The 16,326-nt window shown below is 72.3% G+C and carries 14 protein-coding genes; 10 read left to right on the top strand and 4 right to left on the bottom strand.

Annotation, left to right across the window (positions count from 1 at the left end):
* The first annotated feature begins 5 nt into the window (after positions 1-5).
* Positions 6-719, top strand: a complete 714-nt coding sequence (locus ACZ42A_RS31710; RefSeq protein WP_468530738.1) for a TetR/AcrR family transcriptional regulator — start codon at positions 6-8, stop codon at positions 717-719.
* Here the strand turns inward: ACZ42A_RS31710 and ACZ42A_RS31705 are convergent.
* Genes ACZ42A_RS31705 through hmgA form a run of 3 tightly spaced genes read right to left on the bottom strand, consistent with a single transcriptional unit; the run spans position 716 to position 4,025 of the window.
* Positions 716-1,873 carry a type ISP restriction/modification enzyme gene (locus ACZ42A_RS31705; RefSeq protein WP_468530737.1) on the bottom strand — a complete coding sequence of 386 codons (1,158 nt, stop codon included), beginning with the start codon at positions 1,871-1,873 and terminating at the stop codon, positions 716-718. The two genes, ACZ42A_RS31710 and ACZ42A_RS31705, sit on opposite strands and share 4 nt — an antisense overlap.
* A gap of 11 nt (positions 1,874-1,884) precedes the next feature.
* A complete protein-coding gene (locus tag ACZ42A_RS31700; protein ID WP_468530736.1) occupies positions 1,885-2,634 on the bottom strand; it encodes a GntR family transcriptional regulator in 750 nt (249 codons plus the stop codon).
* A 29-nt stretch (positions 2,635-2,663) separates the two neighbouring features.
* The gene (gene hmgA, locus ACZ42A_RS31695) at positions 2,664-4,025 is read right to left on the bottom strand and encodes a homogentisate 1,2-dioxygenase (protein WP_468530735.1); all 1,362 of its coding nucleotides are present in this window, start codon (positions 4,023-4,025) and stop codon (positions 2,664-2,666) included.
* A 195-nt stretch (positions 4,026-4,220) separates the two neighbouring features.
* Between hmgA and ACZ42A_RS31690 the strand changes: the two genes are divergently transcribed.
* The 9 genes from ACZ42A_RS31690 (at position 4,221) to ACZ42A_RS31650 (ending at position 15,327) form a co-directional block, all read left to right on the top strand.
* The gene (locus ACZ42A_RS31690) at positions 4,221-4,775 is read left to right on the top strand and encodes a hypothetical protein (protein ID WP_468530734.1); all 555 of its coding nucleotides are present in this window, start codon (positions 4,221-4,223) and stop codon (positions 4,773-4,775) included.
* A 108-nt stretch (positions 4,776-4,883) separates the two neighbouring features.
* Positions 4,884-5,501: a TetR/AcrR family transcriptional regulator gene (locus ACZ42A_RS31685; RefSeq protein ID WP_468530733.1), complete on the top strand. Its 618-nt coding sequence runs from the start codon at positions 4,884-4,886 to the stop codon at positions 5,499-5,501.
* 98 nt (positions 5,502-5,599) lie between these two features.
* A complete protein-coding gene (locus tag ACZ42A_RS31680) occupies positions 5,600-7,870 on the top strand; it encodes a molybdopterin oxidoreductase family protein (protein ID WP_468530732.1) in 2,271 nt (756 codons plus the stop codon).
* Between the two features lie 155 nt (positions 7,871-8,025).
* Entirely contained in the window at positions 8,026-9,441 is a 1,416-nt protein-coding gene (locus ACZ42A_RS31675; RefSeq protein ID WP_468530731.1) for a CitMHS family transporter, read from the top strand.
* 40 nt (positions 9,442-9,481) lie between these two features.
* Complete coding sequence (locus ACZ42A_RS31670) at positions 9,482-10,714, top strand: MFS transporter (RefSeq protein WP_468530730.1); 1,233 nt, start codon at positions 9,482-9,484, stop codon at positions 10,712-10,714.
* A 67-nt stretch (positions 10,715-10,781) separates the two neighbouring features.
* Positions 10,782-11,237: a DUF3574 domain-containing protein gene (locus tag ACZ42A_RS31665; RefSeq protein WP_468530729.1), complete on the top strand. Its 456-nt coding sequence runs from the start codon at positions 10,782-10,784 to the stop codon at positions 11,235-11,237.
* Between the two features lie 141 nt (positions 11,238-11,378).
* Positions 11,379-12,767, top strand: a complete 1,389-nt coding sequence (locus tag ACZ42A_RS31660; RefSeq protein WP_468530728.1) for an aldehyde dehydrogenase family protein — start codon at positions 11,379-11,381, stop codon at positions 12,765-12,767.
* Positions 12,768-12,782: 15 nt separating this feature from the next.
* A complete protein-coding gene (locus tag ACZ42A_RS31655; RefSeq protein WP_468530727.1) occupies positions 12,783-13,868 on the top strand; it encodes a Zn-dependent alcohol dehydrogenase in 1,086 nt (361 codons plus the stop codon).
* 133 nt (positions 13,869-14,001) lie between these two features.
* Complete coding sequence (locus ACZ42A_RS31650) at positions 14,002-15,327, top strand: MFS transporter (RefSeq protein WP_468530726.1); 1,326 nt, start codon at positions 14,002-14,004, stop codon at positions 15,325-15,327.
* Here the strand turns inward: ACZ42A_RS31650 and ACZ42A_RS31645 are convergent.
* Entirely contained in the window at positions 15,319-16,248 is a 930-nt protein-coding gene (locus ACZ42A_RS31645) for a DMT family transporter (RefSeq protein WP_468530810.1), read from the bottom strand. The two genes, ACZ42A_RS31650 and ACZ42A_RS31645, sit on opposite strands and share 9 nt — an antisense overlap.
* Between the last annotated feature and the right edge of the window lie 78 nt (positions 16,249-16,326).

Below are 16,326 nucleotides of genomic sequence, written 5' to 3'. Positions count from 1 at the left end.
GACCGATGGCGGGCCGAGCGGCCGAACCCGAAGTGATCTGGGCGCGCCCCGCGCGGACGGGCCGTGGGCCGAGGCCGGCGTACACCCGTGCCGACATCGCGGCGGCGGCGGTGCGGATCGCCGACGCCGAGGGGCTGGACGCGGTGTCGATGCGGCGCGTCGCGGGCGAGCTGGGGTGCGGGACGATGTCCCTGTACAACTACGTCCCCCGCAAGGAGGACCTGTACGAGCTGATGGTGGACGCGGTCAGCGGGGAGCACGAGCTGTGGGAGCCGACCGGGGACTGGCGGGCGGACATGCGCCGGGTCGCCCAGCAGACGCGGGCGTTGATGCACCGGCACCCGTGGCTGACGCGGCTGATGTCACCGGTCTACGGCTTCAGCCCGAACGCCCTGCGGTATCTGGAGCACTGTCTGACCTGCCTGGATCCGCTTCAGGCGCCCTACGGCATGAAGATGCAGCTCGTCGGAATGCTGAACGGCTGTGTGACGTCGTACGTCGCGACCGAGCTGGCCGCCGCCGAGCGGACGCGGTCGTTGCCGTGGTCGGCGGAGGAGGAGAACGCGGTGCGGATCGCTTACCTCGGGAGTCAGGTGGCTACGGGGGCCTATCCGAGGCTGGCGGCGGCGTTCGCCGAGGATCAGGGGCCGATTGATCTCGACGGGGCGTTCGAGCTGATGCTGAACCGGATGCTGGACGCCTTCGAGCCCAGGAGCTAGATCAGCGCGAACTGGCCGTCCGGGCCCTCCTCGTGGTGATCCAGGACCGACGCCGGTCGACGTGCCGCTTCGTGCACGGGAAGGACGCCGGCCTCCCTCAATTCCGTCGCCGTGATCGGAGTCGTCACCGTCAGCTCCTTCTGCCGCGGCCGCAGTTCCGCGATCAGTGCCAGCACCGCGATCAGCTCCAGCAGCTCCGACGTCCACGCCTGCGGCCAGGCCGGCGGACGGATCGCCGTGAGGGTGCCCGGGTCGGGGGTGGTGGTGCGGACGGTGAACCAGTGCTCCAGGACCCGTACCCCGTTCGTCGCGAAGTCCCAGGCCTCCGGCGGTACCGGCGAGATGCGGCCCTCGTCGAGGTGGAGGGCTTCCTCCTCGCGGTCGTAGTGGAGGGTCACGGGGCGGGCGGGCAGCGGGGCGCGGACGTACGGGCGGCGGCCGCCGGGGAGTTTGGGGCGGTCGCCGTCGCGGCGCATCAGCCAGAGCAGGCGGCGGCCCAGGGCGACACCGGAGGACCAGAGTTCGGGGTCCTCGGTCAGGGGGACGGTGAGACCGGAGCCGGCCGTCGCCAGGGTCCAGGCGAGAACGTCCACCGGCTCGACCGTCTGCCCGAGGCGCGCTGCCAGGTGTTCCAGGAGGCCCGGCGTCAGGTTGGGATCCGTGCCGCCGGGGCGGCGGTAGAGGGGGCGGACGGGGCCGGGGCGGAGCACGGGCAGCAGGGAGGTCGCCAGCAGCGGGAGCGCCGGGTCCTCCGGGTTCTCCACGGCGAAGACCTGGTGGGCGTCGGCCACCCGCCACAGCTCCGGGCGGGCGGCGTCGATGAGGCGGTGGTCGGGAATGAGCCACTGTTCGTCGAAGGGGGCGTGCAGAATGCGGACCGGCTGCGGGCAGGGGCCCGTGGCGCGCAGGAGGCGTTCCGTGCCGGTGGACTGGCCGGGGAGCTGGCCGACCGCGGTGCGCAGGGTGCGGGCGCGGGTCGGCTCGAACAGCGCCTCCCGGTCGGCGCCCTCGGCCGTCACGAAGGTGTTCCAGCGGGCCTTCAGCGAGGCGGGGTCGGGAGCCGCCGGCCAGCCCCGGCCGAGCCGGGGCGGTGCGACGGACCACGGCATGAGGTCCGCCAGCAGCGGAGCGTCGTCGTACGTCACGCCCGGCATCGTACGACGGCTCAGGTGGCCTCCAGGGTGACCGTGAACGAGAAGCGGTCGCCCCGGTAGTGGATGACGGCGACGTCCAGGACGCGGCCGTCCCCGTCGTAGGTGACGCCCGTGTAGTGCAGGATCGGGCTGAGCAGCGGGACTTCGAGGAGCCGGGCCGTCTCCGGGTCGGCGAGGCGGGCCTCCACGGTGTCGGTGATGCGGCTGATGTCCGCGCCGACGACGTCGCGCAGCACCTTGGTCATCGGCCAGCGGACCAGGTCGTCGAGGTCGATGCGGTCGGCGAGTTCGGGGCGGACCCAGTTGCGGGCGTGGTTGGTCGGCTCGCCGGTCTCGGCGTCGCTGCGCAGCCGGTGGTACGTGGCCGCCTCGGCGAGGTCCGGGAAGTACTCGGCGACCTCGGCGGGCACGGGGGCGCGGCCGTGTTCCAGCAGTGCGGTCGTCATGCCGGACTGCTGGGCCACGATCGCGTCCACCGAGCCGAGCAGCCGCACCGGTGAGCCCCGGCGGGCGTTCGGCTCGATGAACGTGCCGCGCCGGCGATGGCGGGTGATGAGCCCTTCGTCCTCCAGCTCCTTCAGCGCCTGCCGCATGGTCAGCACGCTCACGCCGTAGTGCCCGGCGAGCTGTTCTTCCGTGGGCAGCCGGAGCGGGTCCCGGGGCGAGCGGCCGAGTATCGAGGCGCGCAGCGACTGCGACACCTGGTACCAGAGCGGCAGCTTGCGGTTCAGGACGATGGAGTCGGGGGCGAAGGAGGTCACGGGGCCATCCTCTACCTGGTGCGGAATCCTCAGTGCAAGGGGCGGAAGTGCCGCTCCAGGCCGTGCCAGACGTCGTCGTAGCCCTGCTGCAGGTGTTCCGATCGGGCCGCGTGCGGGGTGAGGGTCACCGGCCAGCGGGTCTCGAACATGAACGCCAGACCGTCGTCGATCTTCTGCGGCTTCAACTCGGCGGCGCTCGCCTTGTCGAACGTCTCCCGGTCCGGGCCGTGCGCCGACATCATGTTGTGCAGCGAGCCGCCGCCCGGCACGAAACCGCCCTCTCCGGCCGCCTTCGCGTCGTAGGCGCCCTCGATCAGGCCCATGTACTCGCTCATCACGTTCCGGTGGAAGTACGGCGGCCGGAAGGTGTCCTCGCCGACCAGCCAGCGCGGCGCGAAGACGACGAAGTCGACGCCCGCGAGACCGGGCGTGTCGCTCGGCGACGTCAGCACCGTGAAGATCGACGGGTCGGGGTGGTCGTACGAGATGGTGCCGATGACGTTGAAACGGCGCAGGTCGTATACGTACGGCACGTAGTTGCCGTGCCAGGCGACCACGTCCAGCGGGGAGTGGCCGTAGGTGGCGGTCCAGAGGTTGCCGCAGAACTTGTTCACCACCTCGACCGGGCCCTCGACGTCCTCGTACGCGGCGACCGGCGCCTGGAAGTCGCGGGCGTTGGCGAGGCCGTTGGCGCCGATCGGGCCCAGGTCGGGGAGGCGGAAGGGGGCGCCGTAGTTCTCGCAGACGTAGCCGCGGGCCGTCTCGTCCAGCAACTCCACCCGGAACCGCACCCCGCGCGGGATCAGCGCCACATGGCCGGGCTCCGCGTGGAGCAGGCCGAACTCCGTCCGCAGGAGGAGCCCGCCGCGCTCGGGGACGATCAACAGCTCGCCGTCCGCGTCGCTGAAGACCCGGTCCATGGAGGCGTTGGCGTGGTAGAGGTGCACGGCCATGCCGGTGCGCTGGGTCACGTCGCCGTTGCCGCCCAGGGTCCACAGGCCCTTCAGGAAGTCCGTGCCGGGCTCGGGCTCCGGGAGGGGGTTCCAGCGCAGGCGGTTCGGGTCGGGCACCGTCTGGGTGAAGGGCGCGGTGCGCAGGGCGCCGTTGCCCGCGCGGGTGAACGCCGGGTGGGCGGCCGACGGGCGGATCCGGTACAGCCAGGAGCGGCGGTTGTGCGCCCGCGGTTCGGTGAACGCCGTGCCGCTCAGCTGTTCCGCGTAGAGCCCCAGCGGAGCGCGCTGCGGTGAGTTGCGGCCCTCGGGCAGGGCGCCCGGGACCGCCTCGGAGCTGTGCTCGTTGCCGAATCCCGAGAGATACGCCAGCCCTTCGGCGGTCTTGCGCGCTCCCCCACGCTCGAACACGCTCGCGCGGGAGGTGCCCCCATCGCTCATGATCACTGCTCCCCTGTGCCGGTGATGATGTTTCCGACCGCTGATTCCTATGTATCACCGTAGGATTGCGGTTGCTCGAGCGCAAGAGGTCCGCGACCGCCGGTGGCGCGTCGTCTGGGCGGACTACCTGAGGACTACGAGAACCAGACTCCAGGGGGATTCGAGGTGTCATACCCGTCTTCTACGCTCGCCGGCATGTCGTGGACGCGCGGATTTCCCGCCGCGCTCGCGGTCTGTGTCCTCGTGCTGGCCGGATCCGCGGGCTGCGGCACCAGTGACGCAGGTGAGCGGAGAGGCGGAGGCACGCCCGCGCCGGTGGGCCGGGTGCTGGAGGACAGGGACGAGGAGGGGCGGTCCTACCGGCAGGTGGACGAGGAGGACGCCCCCGACGTCGGCATCGAGGTGCAGCCCGCCCCGGCCGGCGACAGCTGGCACGTCCGGCTGACCCTGCGGGACTTCCGCTTCTCGCCCGCCGGGGCGGCCGACGAGGCGGTGGCCGGGCGCGGCACCGCGCGGCTCTTCGTCGACGGCCGGTTCGTCACCGAACTGCGCACCCCCGAGTACCGCCTGCCCGCCCGGCTCGTCCCGCGCGGCACCCACCACGTCACCGCCCGTCTCTACGCCGACGACGGCACCGTGTGGGCGGTCGACGGCCGACCGGTCGAGAGCACGGCCGACATCACCGCCTCGGAGTCCGAACCGGCACCCGAGGCGAGTGCCGTCGGCTCCGCCGGGGGCGCCGGCGAGTGAGGCTCGCTCCGGCCCCGCCGCCGAGCCGAGCGGCGCCGAGGTGAGTGCGGTGGCCACCGATACGCGTACTGGGGGGTGAGGTTCACCGGACCGCCACGGAAAGGCATCATGAAGCCCGTGCCCCATGCGACCACGCTCCGCCGCGCGCCCGTGCAGCGCCGCAGTGCCGAACGGCTGACCAGGATCCTCGACGCCTGCGCCGACCTGCTCGACGAGGTCGGCTACGACGCGCTGAGCACCCGTGCCGTCGCCCAGCGCGCCGGAGTCCCCATCGGCTCCGTCTACCGCTTCTTCGGCAACAAACGGCAGATGGCGGACGCGCTCGCCCAGCGCAACCTGGAGCGGTACGCCGAGCGTGTCACGGGGCGGCTGAAGGACGCCCGCGCCGGTGACTGGCGGGCGGCCATGGACGCCGTGCTCGACGAGTACCTGGCCATGAAGCGCACCGCGCCCGGCTTCTCCCTGGTCGACTTCGGCAACCAGATCCCCGTCGGCGCCCGGCAGGGCGAGCCCAACCACCGGGTCGCCGACCGGCTGACCGACCTGCTCTCCGGCTTTCTCGGCCGTACCCCCGACGACGATCTGCGCCGGACGTTCCTGATCGCCGTGGAGACCGCGGACACGCTCGTCCAGCTGGCCTTCCGGGTGGATCCGCAGGGGGACGAGCGGATCATCGGGGAGATGCGGGAGCTGCTGCGGTCCTATCTGGGGCGGGTCCTGGACTGACAGCCGGTGGTACGGGAGCCCTCCCCTCCATGCCTACCGGTCGGTATGCTCGGCCACGTCGCGCGTCGCCGTAGCCGCCGGAACCCCGGGAGGACCCCGTGCCCCGTACCGCTCTGCGTATCTGCCCGTTGTGCGAGGCCACCTGCGGGCTGACCCTCACCATCGAGGGCACCACGGTCACCGGCGCCCGAGGTGACCGCGACGACGTCTTCAGCCAGGGCTTCATCTGCCCCAAGGGCGCCTCCTTCGGAGCCGTCGACGGCGACCCGGACCGGCTGCGCACCCCGCTGGTGCGCCGCGACGGCGCACTGCGCGAGGCCACCTGGGACGAGGCCTTCGACGCGGTGGCCGCCGGCCTCCGTCCGGTCGTCGAGCGGTACGGACCGCACGCCGTGGGCGTCGTCCTCGGCAACCCCAACGTGCACACCATGGCCGGCGCCCTCTACCCGCCGGTCCTCCTCGGCGCGCTCGGCACCCGCAGCCTGTTCACCGCCTCCACGGTCGACCAGATGCCCAAGCACGTCTCCAGCGGTCTGCTCTACGGCGACGCCAACGCCATCCCCGTGCCCGACCTGGACCGCACCGACCATCTGCTGCTGATCGGCGCCAACCCGCTGGAGTCCAACGGCAGCCTGTGCACCGCCCCCGACTTCCCGGGCCGGCTGAAGGCCCTCAAGGCCCGCGGCGGCACCCTCACCGTCATCGACCCGCGCCGCACCCGCACCGCGAAGCTCGCCGACCGGCACATCGCCGTCCGCCCCGGCACCGACGCGCTCCTCCTCGCGGCGACGGCGCACGTGCTGTTCGCCGAAGACCTCGTCGACGTCGGCGAACTGGCCCCGCACCTGCACGGCCTCGACGAACTCCGGGAAGCCCTGCGCGACTTCACCCCCGAGGCGGTCGCCGCGGCCTGTGACGTGGACGCCGAGGTGCCGCGCCTGCTCGCCCGCGAGCTGGCCGCCGCGCCCACCGCGGCCGTCTACGGCCGCATCGGCAGCTGCACCGTCCCGCACGGCACCCTCGCCAGCTGGCTCGTCGACGTCCTGAACATCCTCACCGGCAACCTGGACCGGCCCGGCGGCGCCCTCTTCCCGCAGGCCGCCACCGACAAGACGCCCCGCCCGGCCGGTCCCGGCAAGGGCTTCGCGCTCGGCCGCTGGCACTCCCGGGTGAGCGGACACCCCGAGGCGAAGGGCGAGTTGCCGATCTCCGCGCTCGCCGAGGAGATCGACACCCAGACGGAGGAGGGCGAGCCGATCCGGGCGCTCGTAGCGATCGCCGCCAACCCGGTGCTCTCCGCGCCCGACGGCGACCGCCTCGACAAGGCCCTCGCCTCGCTCGACTTCATGGTCAGCGTCGACCCCTACCTCAACGAGACCTCCCGGCACGCCGACGTCGTGCTGCCGCCGCCCCCGCCCGCGCAGAGCCCGCACCACGACTTCGCCTTCAACACCCTCGCGATCCGCAACCAGGTCCGCTACACCCGCCCCGCGATTCCGCTGGAGCCCGGGCGGATGGCGGAGACGGAGATCCTGTCCCGGCTGATCCTCGCGGCGACGGATTGGGGTCTCCCCTGCTCGAGCGAAGCCGAGAGCTTGGGGAAGCACGGAGCCGAACCCGCCGCCGTCGACGCCATGGTCATCGACCAGACCCTCGCCAAGGCGGTCCAGGACCCCCACTCCCCGGTGCACGGCCGCGACCCGCGCGAGCTGGCCGCACAGCTCACCGGCGAGAACGGCCCCGAGCGGCGGCTCGACATGATGCTGCGGCTCGGCCCCTACGGCGACGGCTTCGGCGCCCGCGAGGACGGAGTGACCCTGGAGAGGCTGCTGGCGCATCCGCACGGCATCGACCTCGGCCCCCTGCGCCCGCGCCTGCCGCAGCCGCTGAGGACCCGCACCGGCAAGGTGGAGCTGCTGCCCGGCCCGATCGCCGCCGACCTGCCCCGGCTGAGGCGGGCCATGGCCGAGCGGCCCGCCGGACTGCTGCTCGTCGGCCGCAGGCATCTGCGCTCCAACAACAGCTGGATGCACAACATCCCGGCCCTCACCGGCGGCACCAACCGCTGCACTCTGCACATCCACCCCGACGACGCCGAACGGCTCGGCGTGCGCGACGGGGCGCCGGTGCGGGTCAAGGGCGCCGGGGGAGCGGTGACCGTCCCGGCGGAGATCACCGACGGGGTGCGCCGGGGCGTGGTCAGCCTGCCGCACGGCTGGGGTCACGACCGTCCCGGCACCCGGCTGCGCCATGCCGCCGCCGACCCCGGGGTCAACGTCAACCAGCTCCTCGACGGCAGCCTGCTCGACCCGCTGTCGGGCAACGCGGTCCTCAACGGAGTTCCCGTCGAGCTGGCCCCGGTGGCCTGAAATGCATAGGCCGCTGACCTGAGCAAAGCTGTGACCAGCAGTTTTGCGCTTATTGCTCGCACGTCAACGTCTTGTTAACGCTGCTTGACGGGACCTAACGTCGTCGCACCGCCGGCCCAGGTGGGAGTTCAAGGGCGAACGTTAGGTATCCACTCATGCTGACCATCCTCGGCTTCGCCATGATCGCGACCTTCCTGGTCCTGATCATGATGAAGAAGATGTCGCCGATCGCGGCGCTCGTGCTGATTCCCGCGCTTTTCTGCGTGTTCGTCGGCAAGGGCGCCCAGCTCGGCGACTACGTCATCGACGGCGTGACCAGCCTCGCCCCCACCGCGGCGATGCTCATGTTCGCGATCGTCTACTTCGGCGTCATGATCGACGTCGGTCTCTTCGACCCGATCGTCCGCGGAATCCTCAAGTTCTGCAAAGCGGACCCGATGCGGATCGTCGTCGGCACCGCCGTCCTCGCCGCGATCGTGTCGCTGGACGGCGACGGCTCGACCACCTTCATGATCACGGTCTCGGCGATGTACCCGCTGTACAAGCGCCTGAAGATGAGCCTGGTCGTGCTGACCGGTGTGGCCGCCATGGCCAACGGCGTGATGAACACCCTGCCGTGGGGCGGTCCGACGGCCCGCGCCGCGACCGCGCTCAAGCTCGACGCCAGCGACATCTTCGTTCCGATGATCCCCGCGCTCGCCGTCGGCCTGCTGGGCGTCTTCGTCCTCTCGTACTTCCTCGGCCTGCGCGAGCGCAAGCGCCTGGGCGTGCTCACGCTGGACGAGGTCCTGGTCGAGCAGAAGGTCGAGGAGAAGGAGACCGAGACGGTTCTCGTGGGCGCCGGCGGCTCCGGTGAGGCCAAGACCCCGGTGAGCACGGGCGGCTCCGGCTCCGGCACCGACGCCGAGGACGACGAGGAGGACGAGCGCTTCCTGGCGCTCGACCCGAACCGGGCCACCCTGCGCCCCAAGCTGTACTGGTTCAACGCGCTGCTCACGGTCGCGCTGCTCACCGCGATGATCATGGAGTGGCTGCCGATCCCGGTGCTGTTCCTGCTCGGCGCCGCGCTCGCGCTCACCGTGAACTTCCCGCGCATCCCCGACCAGAAGGCCCGCCTGGCCGCCCACGCCGACAACGTCCTCAACGTCTCCGGCATGGTCTTCGCCGCCGCCGTCTTCACCGGCGTCCTCCAGGGCACCGGCATGGTGGACCACATGGCCAAGTGGATGGTGGACGTCATCCCCGAGGCGATGGGCCCGCACATGGCCCTGGTCACCGGTCTGCTGAGCCTTCCGCTCACCTACTTCATGTCGAACGACGGCTTCTACTTCGGCGTCCTCCCGGTCCTCGCCGAGGCCGGCGCGGCGCACGGCGTCTCCCCGCTGGAGATGGCCCGCGCCTCCCTGGTCGGCCAGCCGCTGCACATGTCGAGCCCGCTGGTCCCGGCCGTGTACGTCCTGGTCGGCATGGCCAAGGTGGAGTTCGGCGACCACACCCGGTTCGTGGTGAAGTGGGCGGCGCTCACCTGCCTCGTCATCCTCGCGGCGGGGATGCTGTTCGGAATCATCTGATACGCAAGCACCGTTCCGGGATTTCCGAGAGGACACGATCATGGCGCCCGGTGGGAACCGCGGCTGGCTGCTCCGCCTCGTCATCGCCTTCAGCTTCGCGCAGGGGGCGGTGTCGATGGCCCGGCCCGCCGTCTCCTACCGGGCGCTCGCGCTGGGTGCGGACGAGCGGGCGGTCGGTGTCATCGCGGGTGTGTACGCCCTGCTCCCGCTGTTCGCCGCCGTCCCGCTGGGCCGCCGTACCGACCACGGCCGCTGTGCGCCCCTGCTGCCGATCGGCGTCGTGCTGATATCCGGCGGCTGCGCGCTCAGCGGCGTCGCCGACTCCCTCTGGGCGATGGCGGTCTGGAGCGGGGTCATGGGCCTCGGCCACCTCAGCTTCGTCATCGGCGCCCAGTCCCTGGTGGCCCGCCAGTCCGCGCCGCACGAACAGGACCGCAACTTCGGCCACTTCACCATCGGTGCCTCCCTCGGCCAGCTGGTCGGCCCGATCGCGGCCGGCGCGCTGATCGGCGGCCACGACATGGCGGGCAGCAGTGCCCTCGCCCTGCTCGTCGCGGGCGCGGGCGCCGCGGTCGCGTTCACCTCGCTGTGGCGCATAGAGCACCGCCGTACGACGCCCGCCTCCCGCACGGGACCGGGCGACCGTGTCCCCGTCCGGGGCATCCTGCGCTCCCGGGGTGTACCGGCCGGCATCCTGATCAGTCTCTCCGTGCTGTCGGCCACCGACATCCTCACGGCCTATCTGCCGGTGGTCGGGGAGGACCGGGGCATCGCCCCGGCCGTGATCGGCCTGCTGCTCAGCCTGCGGGCGGCGGCCACCATCGCCTGCCGTCTGGTGTTGACCCCGCTGCTGCGGCTGCTCGGCCGCACCGCGCTGCTCACCGTGACCTGTCTGCTGGCCGCCGTGCTCTGCGCGGGCATCGCGCTGCCGGTGCCGGTGTGGGCGCTGGCCCTGGAGCTGGCGGTGCTCGGCTTCTGCCTCGGCGTCGGCCAGCCCCTGTCCATGACGACGGTCGTCCAGGCGGCCCCCGACGGCGCCCGCTCCACCGCCCTCGCCCTGCGGCTGACCGGCAACCGCCTCGGCCAGGTCGCCGCCCCCGCGGCGGCGGGCCTGGTCGCCGGAGTCGCGGGCGTGGCCGCGCCGTTCGTGATGCTCGGCGGCCTCCTCCTGCTCTCCTCGGGCGTGGCCCTGCGCTCCCCGGCGAAACCGGCGGCCGAGGAGGAGGGGAAGCGGGTGCGTGAATCCCGTGTCCCCCGCAGGAGCGACGCCTGAGCGCACACCCCGAACGCCTCGGCGCGGCTCCGGGACCCGGCTGTGCGTATCCCGTAAGGGAAGGCGCATGACCACGCACTTCACCAGCCGCACTCGGACCGCCCTGGCGGCGGCCGGGCTGCTGCTCGCGGTCGCCGCGCCGACCGCCTACGCCACCCTCGACGACGACGCCCCGGCCGCACCGCCGCGCGGGACGCCGTACGTCGAGACCCAGCTCTTCTTCGGGACCGAGCGGCCCGACGGCGGCCCGGCCGTCACCGCGCGAGAGTTCACCGAATTCGTGGACCTGGAGGTGACGCCCGACTTCCCCGACGGGCTGACCGTGCAGGAGGGGCGCGGGCAGTGGCGGGACGCGCACGGCATCGTCGAGAAGGAGCGGTCGTACGAGCTGATCCTGCTGTACCCGGTGGCCGAGGCGGAGACGAGCGACCGGAAGATCGAGGAGATCCGCCGGGCCTACGAGAAGCGGTTCGCGCAGGAGGCGGTGGCGCGCGTCGACATCCGGACGCGGGTGGACTTCTGACCGTGGTCTTCTGACGGGCCCGGGTCGACTTCCGGCCCGCTGCCGGGCAAGGTGAGCCGTGCCATGGGGGACGCCCCTGGTGCCGTAAAACTAACGGCGCTAGTTTGGGGGCGACGACGAGGCACGCCCGGAAGGAACGCGATGAAGGCACATCACGGCATGTACATCGACGGCGCCTGGCGCCCGGCCGCCGGACCGGACGTCATCGACGTCGTGAACCCGGTCGACGAGCAGGTCATCGGGCAGGTGCCGGCCGGCACCGCCCTGGACGTCGACAACGCCGTACGGGCCGCCCGCGCCGCCCTTCCGGGCTGGGCCGCCACCCCGCCCGCCGAACGGGCCGCGCGCCTGACCGCGCTGCGGGACACCCTGGTGGCGCGGGCCGAGGAGATCGCCGAGACGGTCACCGCCGAACTCGGCGCCCCGCTGAAGCTGTCGCAGACCGTCCACGTCGGCGCGCCCGTCGCGGTCGCCGGCTCCTACGCCGAACTGGCCGCCGAGTACGCCTTCGAGGAGAAGGTCGGCAACTCCACCGTCTTCCACGAGCCGATCGGCGTGGTCGCCGCGATCACGCCCTGGAACTACCCCCTGCACCAGATCGTCGCCAAGGTCGCCCCGGCGCTCGCCGCGGGCTGCACGGTCGTCCTGAAGCCCGCCGAGGACACCCCGCTCACCGCCCAGCTCTTCGCCGAGGTGGTCCACGAGGCGGGCCTGCCCGCGGGCGTCTTCAACCTGGTCACCGGGCTGGGACCGGTCGCCGGTCAGGCGCTCGCCGAGCACCCGGACGTCGACCTGGTCTCCTTCACCGGCTCCACGGCCGTCGGCCGGCAGATCGCCGCGGTCGCCGGGGCCGGCATCAAGAAGGTCGCCCTGGAGCTCGGCGGCAAGTCCGCGAACGTGATCCTGCCCGGCGCCGACCTGGCCAAGGCCGTCAACGTGGGCGTGGCCAACGTGATGTCCAACTCCGGCCAGACGTGCAGCGCGTGGACCCGGATGCTGGTCCACCGCGACCAGTACGAGGAGGCGGTCGAGCTGGCCCGGACCGCCGCCGCCAAGTACGGGGAGCGGATCGGCCCGCTGGTCAACGCCAAGCAGCAGGAAAGGGTGCGCGGTTACATCCAGAAGGGCATCGCCGAGGGCGCCCGGCTGGTCGCGGGCGGCCCGGAAGCCCCGCGCGAGCAGGGCTACTACGTCAGCCCCACCGTCTTCGCCGACGTCACCCCCGAGATGACCATCGCCCAGGAGGAGATCTTCGGCCCGGTCCTGTCGATCCTGCGCTATGAGGACGAGGAGGACGCGCTGCGCATCGCCAACGGCACGGTCTACGGCCTGGCCGGCGCGGTCTGGGCGGCCGACGAGGCGGAGGCGGTCGCCTTCGCGCGCCGGATGGAGACCGGGCAGGTCGACATCAACGGCGGCCGGTTCAACCCGCTGGCACCCTTCGGCGGCTACAAGCAGTCGGGCGTGGGCCGGGAACTCGGCAGCCACGGCCTGGCCGAGTACCTCCAGACCAAGTCCCTCCAGTTCTAAGGGAGTTCCCTCATCATGGCCGTCCGTGCCGCCGTCGCGCCCGCCATCGGCGCCCCGCTGGAGATCACCGGCATCGAGCTGCCCGACCCCGGACCCGGGCAGGTCCGGGTCCGGCTCGCCGCCGCCGGTGTCTGCCACTCCGACCTGTCCCTGTCCAACGGCACCATGAAGGTGCCGCTCCCGGCCGTCCTCGGCCACGAGGGCGCGGGCACCGTCCTCGCCGTCGGCGAGGGCGTCACCCATGTCGCCCCCGGGGACGGAGTCGTCCTCAACTGGGCGCCGTCCTGCGGCAGTTGTCCCGCCTGCGCGCTGGGCGAGGTGTGGCTGTGCGCCAACGCCCTCGGCGGCATCGGCGCCGTCCACGCCCGCCGCGCCGACGACGGCACCGAACTGCACCCCGGTCTGAACGTCGCCGCGTTCGCCGAGGAGACCGTCGTGGCGGCGAACTGCGTGCTGCCCGCCCCGGACGGCGTGCCGCTCACGGACGCCGCCCTGCTCGGCTGCGCCGTGCTCACCGGCTACGGCGCCGTCCACCACTCGGCGCGGGTCCGCCAAGGCGAGTCGGTGGCGGTGTTCGGCGTCGGCGGGGTGGGCCTCGCCGCCCTCCAGGCCGCCCGGATCGCGGGCGCGTCGACGATCGTCGCGGTGGACGTCTCCCCGGAGAAGGAGGAGCTGGCCCGCGCCGCGGGCGCCACCGACTTCGTCCTCGCCTCCGAGAACACCCCGCGCGAGATCCGTGCCCTGACCGGCAAGCAGGGCGTCGACGTGGCCGTGGAGTGCGTGGGCCGGGCCGTCACCATCCGCGCGGCCTGGGAGTCCACCCGGCGCGGCGGCCGCACCACGGTCGTCGGCATCGGCGGCAAGGACCAGCAGGTCACCTTCAACGCCCTGGAGATCTTCCACTGGGGCCGCACCCTCTCCGGCTGCGTCTACGGCAACTCCGACCCGGCCCGGGACCTGCCGGTGCTCGCCGGACACGTCCGCGAGGGCCGCCTGGACCTGGGCGCGCTGGTGACCGAGCGGATCGCCCTGGACGGCATCCCGGCGGCGTTCGAGAACATGCTGGCGGGGAAGGGCGGCCGGGCGCTGGTGGTCTTCTGACCGGCTGACCGGGGATCTGGGGGCCCAGCCCCCAGATGCTCCGGGCAACCTTCGTGCACACCCGTTGACCCCATACCGTCCGGTCAGTATGTTCCCTCGGAACGTCCCCACGCACCCACCGGAGTGTGCACGTATGGACACCACCCCTTCCGCTCAGCCCCTCCCCACCACCAGAACCCTGCCCGCGGCCAACCGCCGCCGCGTGGCCACGGCGGCGGCGCTCGCCTCGGCCGTCGAGTGGTACGACTACTTCGTCTTCGGCATCGCCGCCGCCCTCGTCCTCGGCGACCTCTACTTCCCGGCCGGCAGCCCCACCGCCGGGGTCCTCGCCTCCTTCGCCACCTTCGCCGTCGGCTTCCTGGCCCGCCCGCTCGGCGGCATCGTCGCCGGACACCTCGGCGACCAGCGCGGCCGCAAGCCGATGCTGGTCCTCGCGCTCACCCTCATGGGCCTCGCCACCACCGGCATCGGCCTGCTCCCGACGTACGAGACGATCGGCGTCGCCGCCCCGATCCTGCTCGTCGCCTTCCGTGTGATGCAGGGCATCGCCGTCGGCGCCCAGTGGGGCGGCGCGATGCTGATGGCCACCGAGTACGCCCCCGAGGGCAAGCGCGGTATCTACGGCAGCTTCGTCCAGCTCGGCGTCCCCATCGGCGTCGTGACCGCCAACACGGTGTTCCTGCTGGCCGGAGCGTTCACCACCGACTCCGCGTTCGCGGCCTGGGGCTGGCGCGTGCCGTTCCTCGTCGGCCTCTTCGTCCTCGTACTCGCCTGGTACATCCACACCCGCGTCGAGGAGACCCCCGAGTTCCGCGAGGCGGAGAAGGCGCTGGCCGAACAGGAGAAGGCCGAGCAGTCCTCCCCGCTGCGCACGATCCTGAAGGGCCACCTCGGCACGGTGCTCCTCGCCGGCGGCTCCTTCGCCGTGAACACCGCGACCTTCTACATCATCATCACCGGCGTGCTCGACTACACGACCCGCGAACTCGGCATGAAGAAGAGCGCCGTCCTCACCGTCTCGCTCTGCATCAGCCTCACCCAGCTGGTGCTGATCCCGGCCGCCGCCGCGCTCTCCGACAGGATCGGCCGCATCCGCATCTACGCGATCGGCGCGGCGGGCATCGCCCTGTGGGCCGTCCCGCTGTTCCTGCTGATCGACACCGGCTCGCTGCTGTGGCTGGCGGTCGGCACGTTCGTCGCCAGCTGCTTCCTCAGCATCATGTACGGCCCCCAGGCGGCCCTGTTCGCCGAGCTGTTCACGCCCGAGATGCGCTACACGGGCGCCTCCCTCGGCTACCAGATCGCGGCCGTGCTCGGCGGCGGCCTCGCCCCGTTCATCATGGTGCTCCTGCTGGAGGCCACGGGCACCTCGATGGCCGTCTCCGGCTACATCATCGTCCTCGCGGTGATCGCCCTGCTGTCCATCAAGGTCCTTGCCAGCAGGGCGCGTTCACGCTGACTCCCGGGTCTGCTCGGGTTGTGGCGAGGCCGCCACGACCCGAGCGGCCCGCGTCCGGGACCGCGACACCGCGACTCCGGCCAGGCACAGCGCGCCGCCCACCAGCGTGAGCGGCCCGGGCACCTCACCCAGCGCCAGCCACGACATCAGCACGACCAGCGCGGGCACCGCGTACGTGGTCGCGCCCATGCGGCTGGCGGTCGTACGGGCCAGGGCGTACGCCCACGTGGTGAAGGCGAGCGCCAGCGAGAAGACGCCGAGATAGACCATGTTGAGCGTGGCGGAGACGGAGGCGTCGGCCACCTCGCCGATCAGCTGCCCGGCGAAGGGCAGGCAGAGGACGGCGCCGACGAGACACCCGTACGTCGTCACCTGGAGCGGACTCGCATGGCCGAGCGCGGGCTTCTGCGCCACGACACCGCCCGCGTACCCGACCGCGGCGAGCAGGCACAGCACCACCCCGAGCACCGATGAGCCGCCCCCGCCCGACATCGACAGACCCACGGTCACCGCACCCGCGAACGACACCGCCATCCCCGCCAGCAGCCGCGGCGGCATCGGGTCACCGAGCAGCCGGGCGCCCAGCAGCGCGATGAGGAGGGGCCCGATGTTCACCACGAGAGCCGCCGTACCGGCGTCCACCTGCTGCTCGCCCCAGTTCAGTACGACGCTGTAGAAGCCGAACCACAGCAGCCCCGATATCGCGATCCCGGGCCAGGCCTGCCGAGGAGGCGGCCCCTCCCGCCGGACGAGGCAGATGACGCCCAGCACCAGCGCGCCGACGAGCAGCCGCCCCAGCGCCAGCGCGCCCGGCGAGTACTCCTCGCCCGCGCTGCGGATGGAGACGAAGGCGGAGGCCCAGAGGACGACGGTGATGGTGGCGGCGCCGGCTGCGAGGAGTTCGGTGCGGCGGGGGTTCATCATGCTCCAGAGGTTAGGGAGGGCGGGGGTTCGGAGGCTCGCGGATTTCGGACTGGGTGTTGATGGGGCCCGGGTCCC

Source organism: Streptomyces sp. NPDC030838 (assembly GCF_055572035.1).
This window is presented reverse-complemented; position numbering and strand designations above follow the sequence as displayed.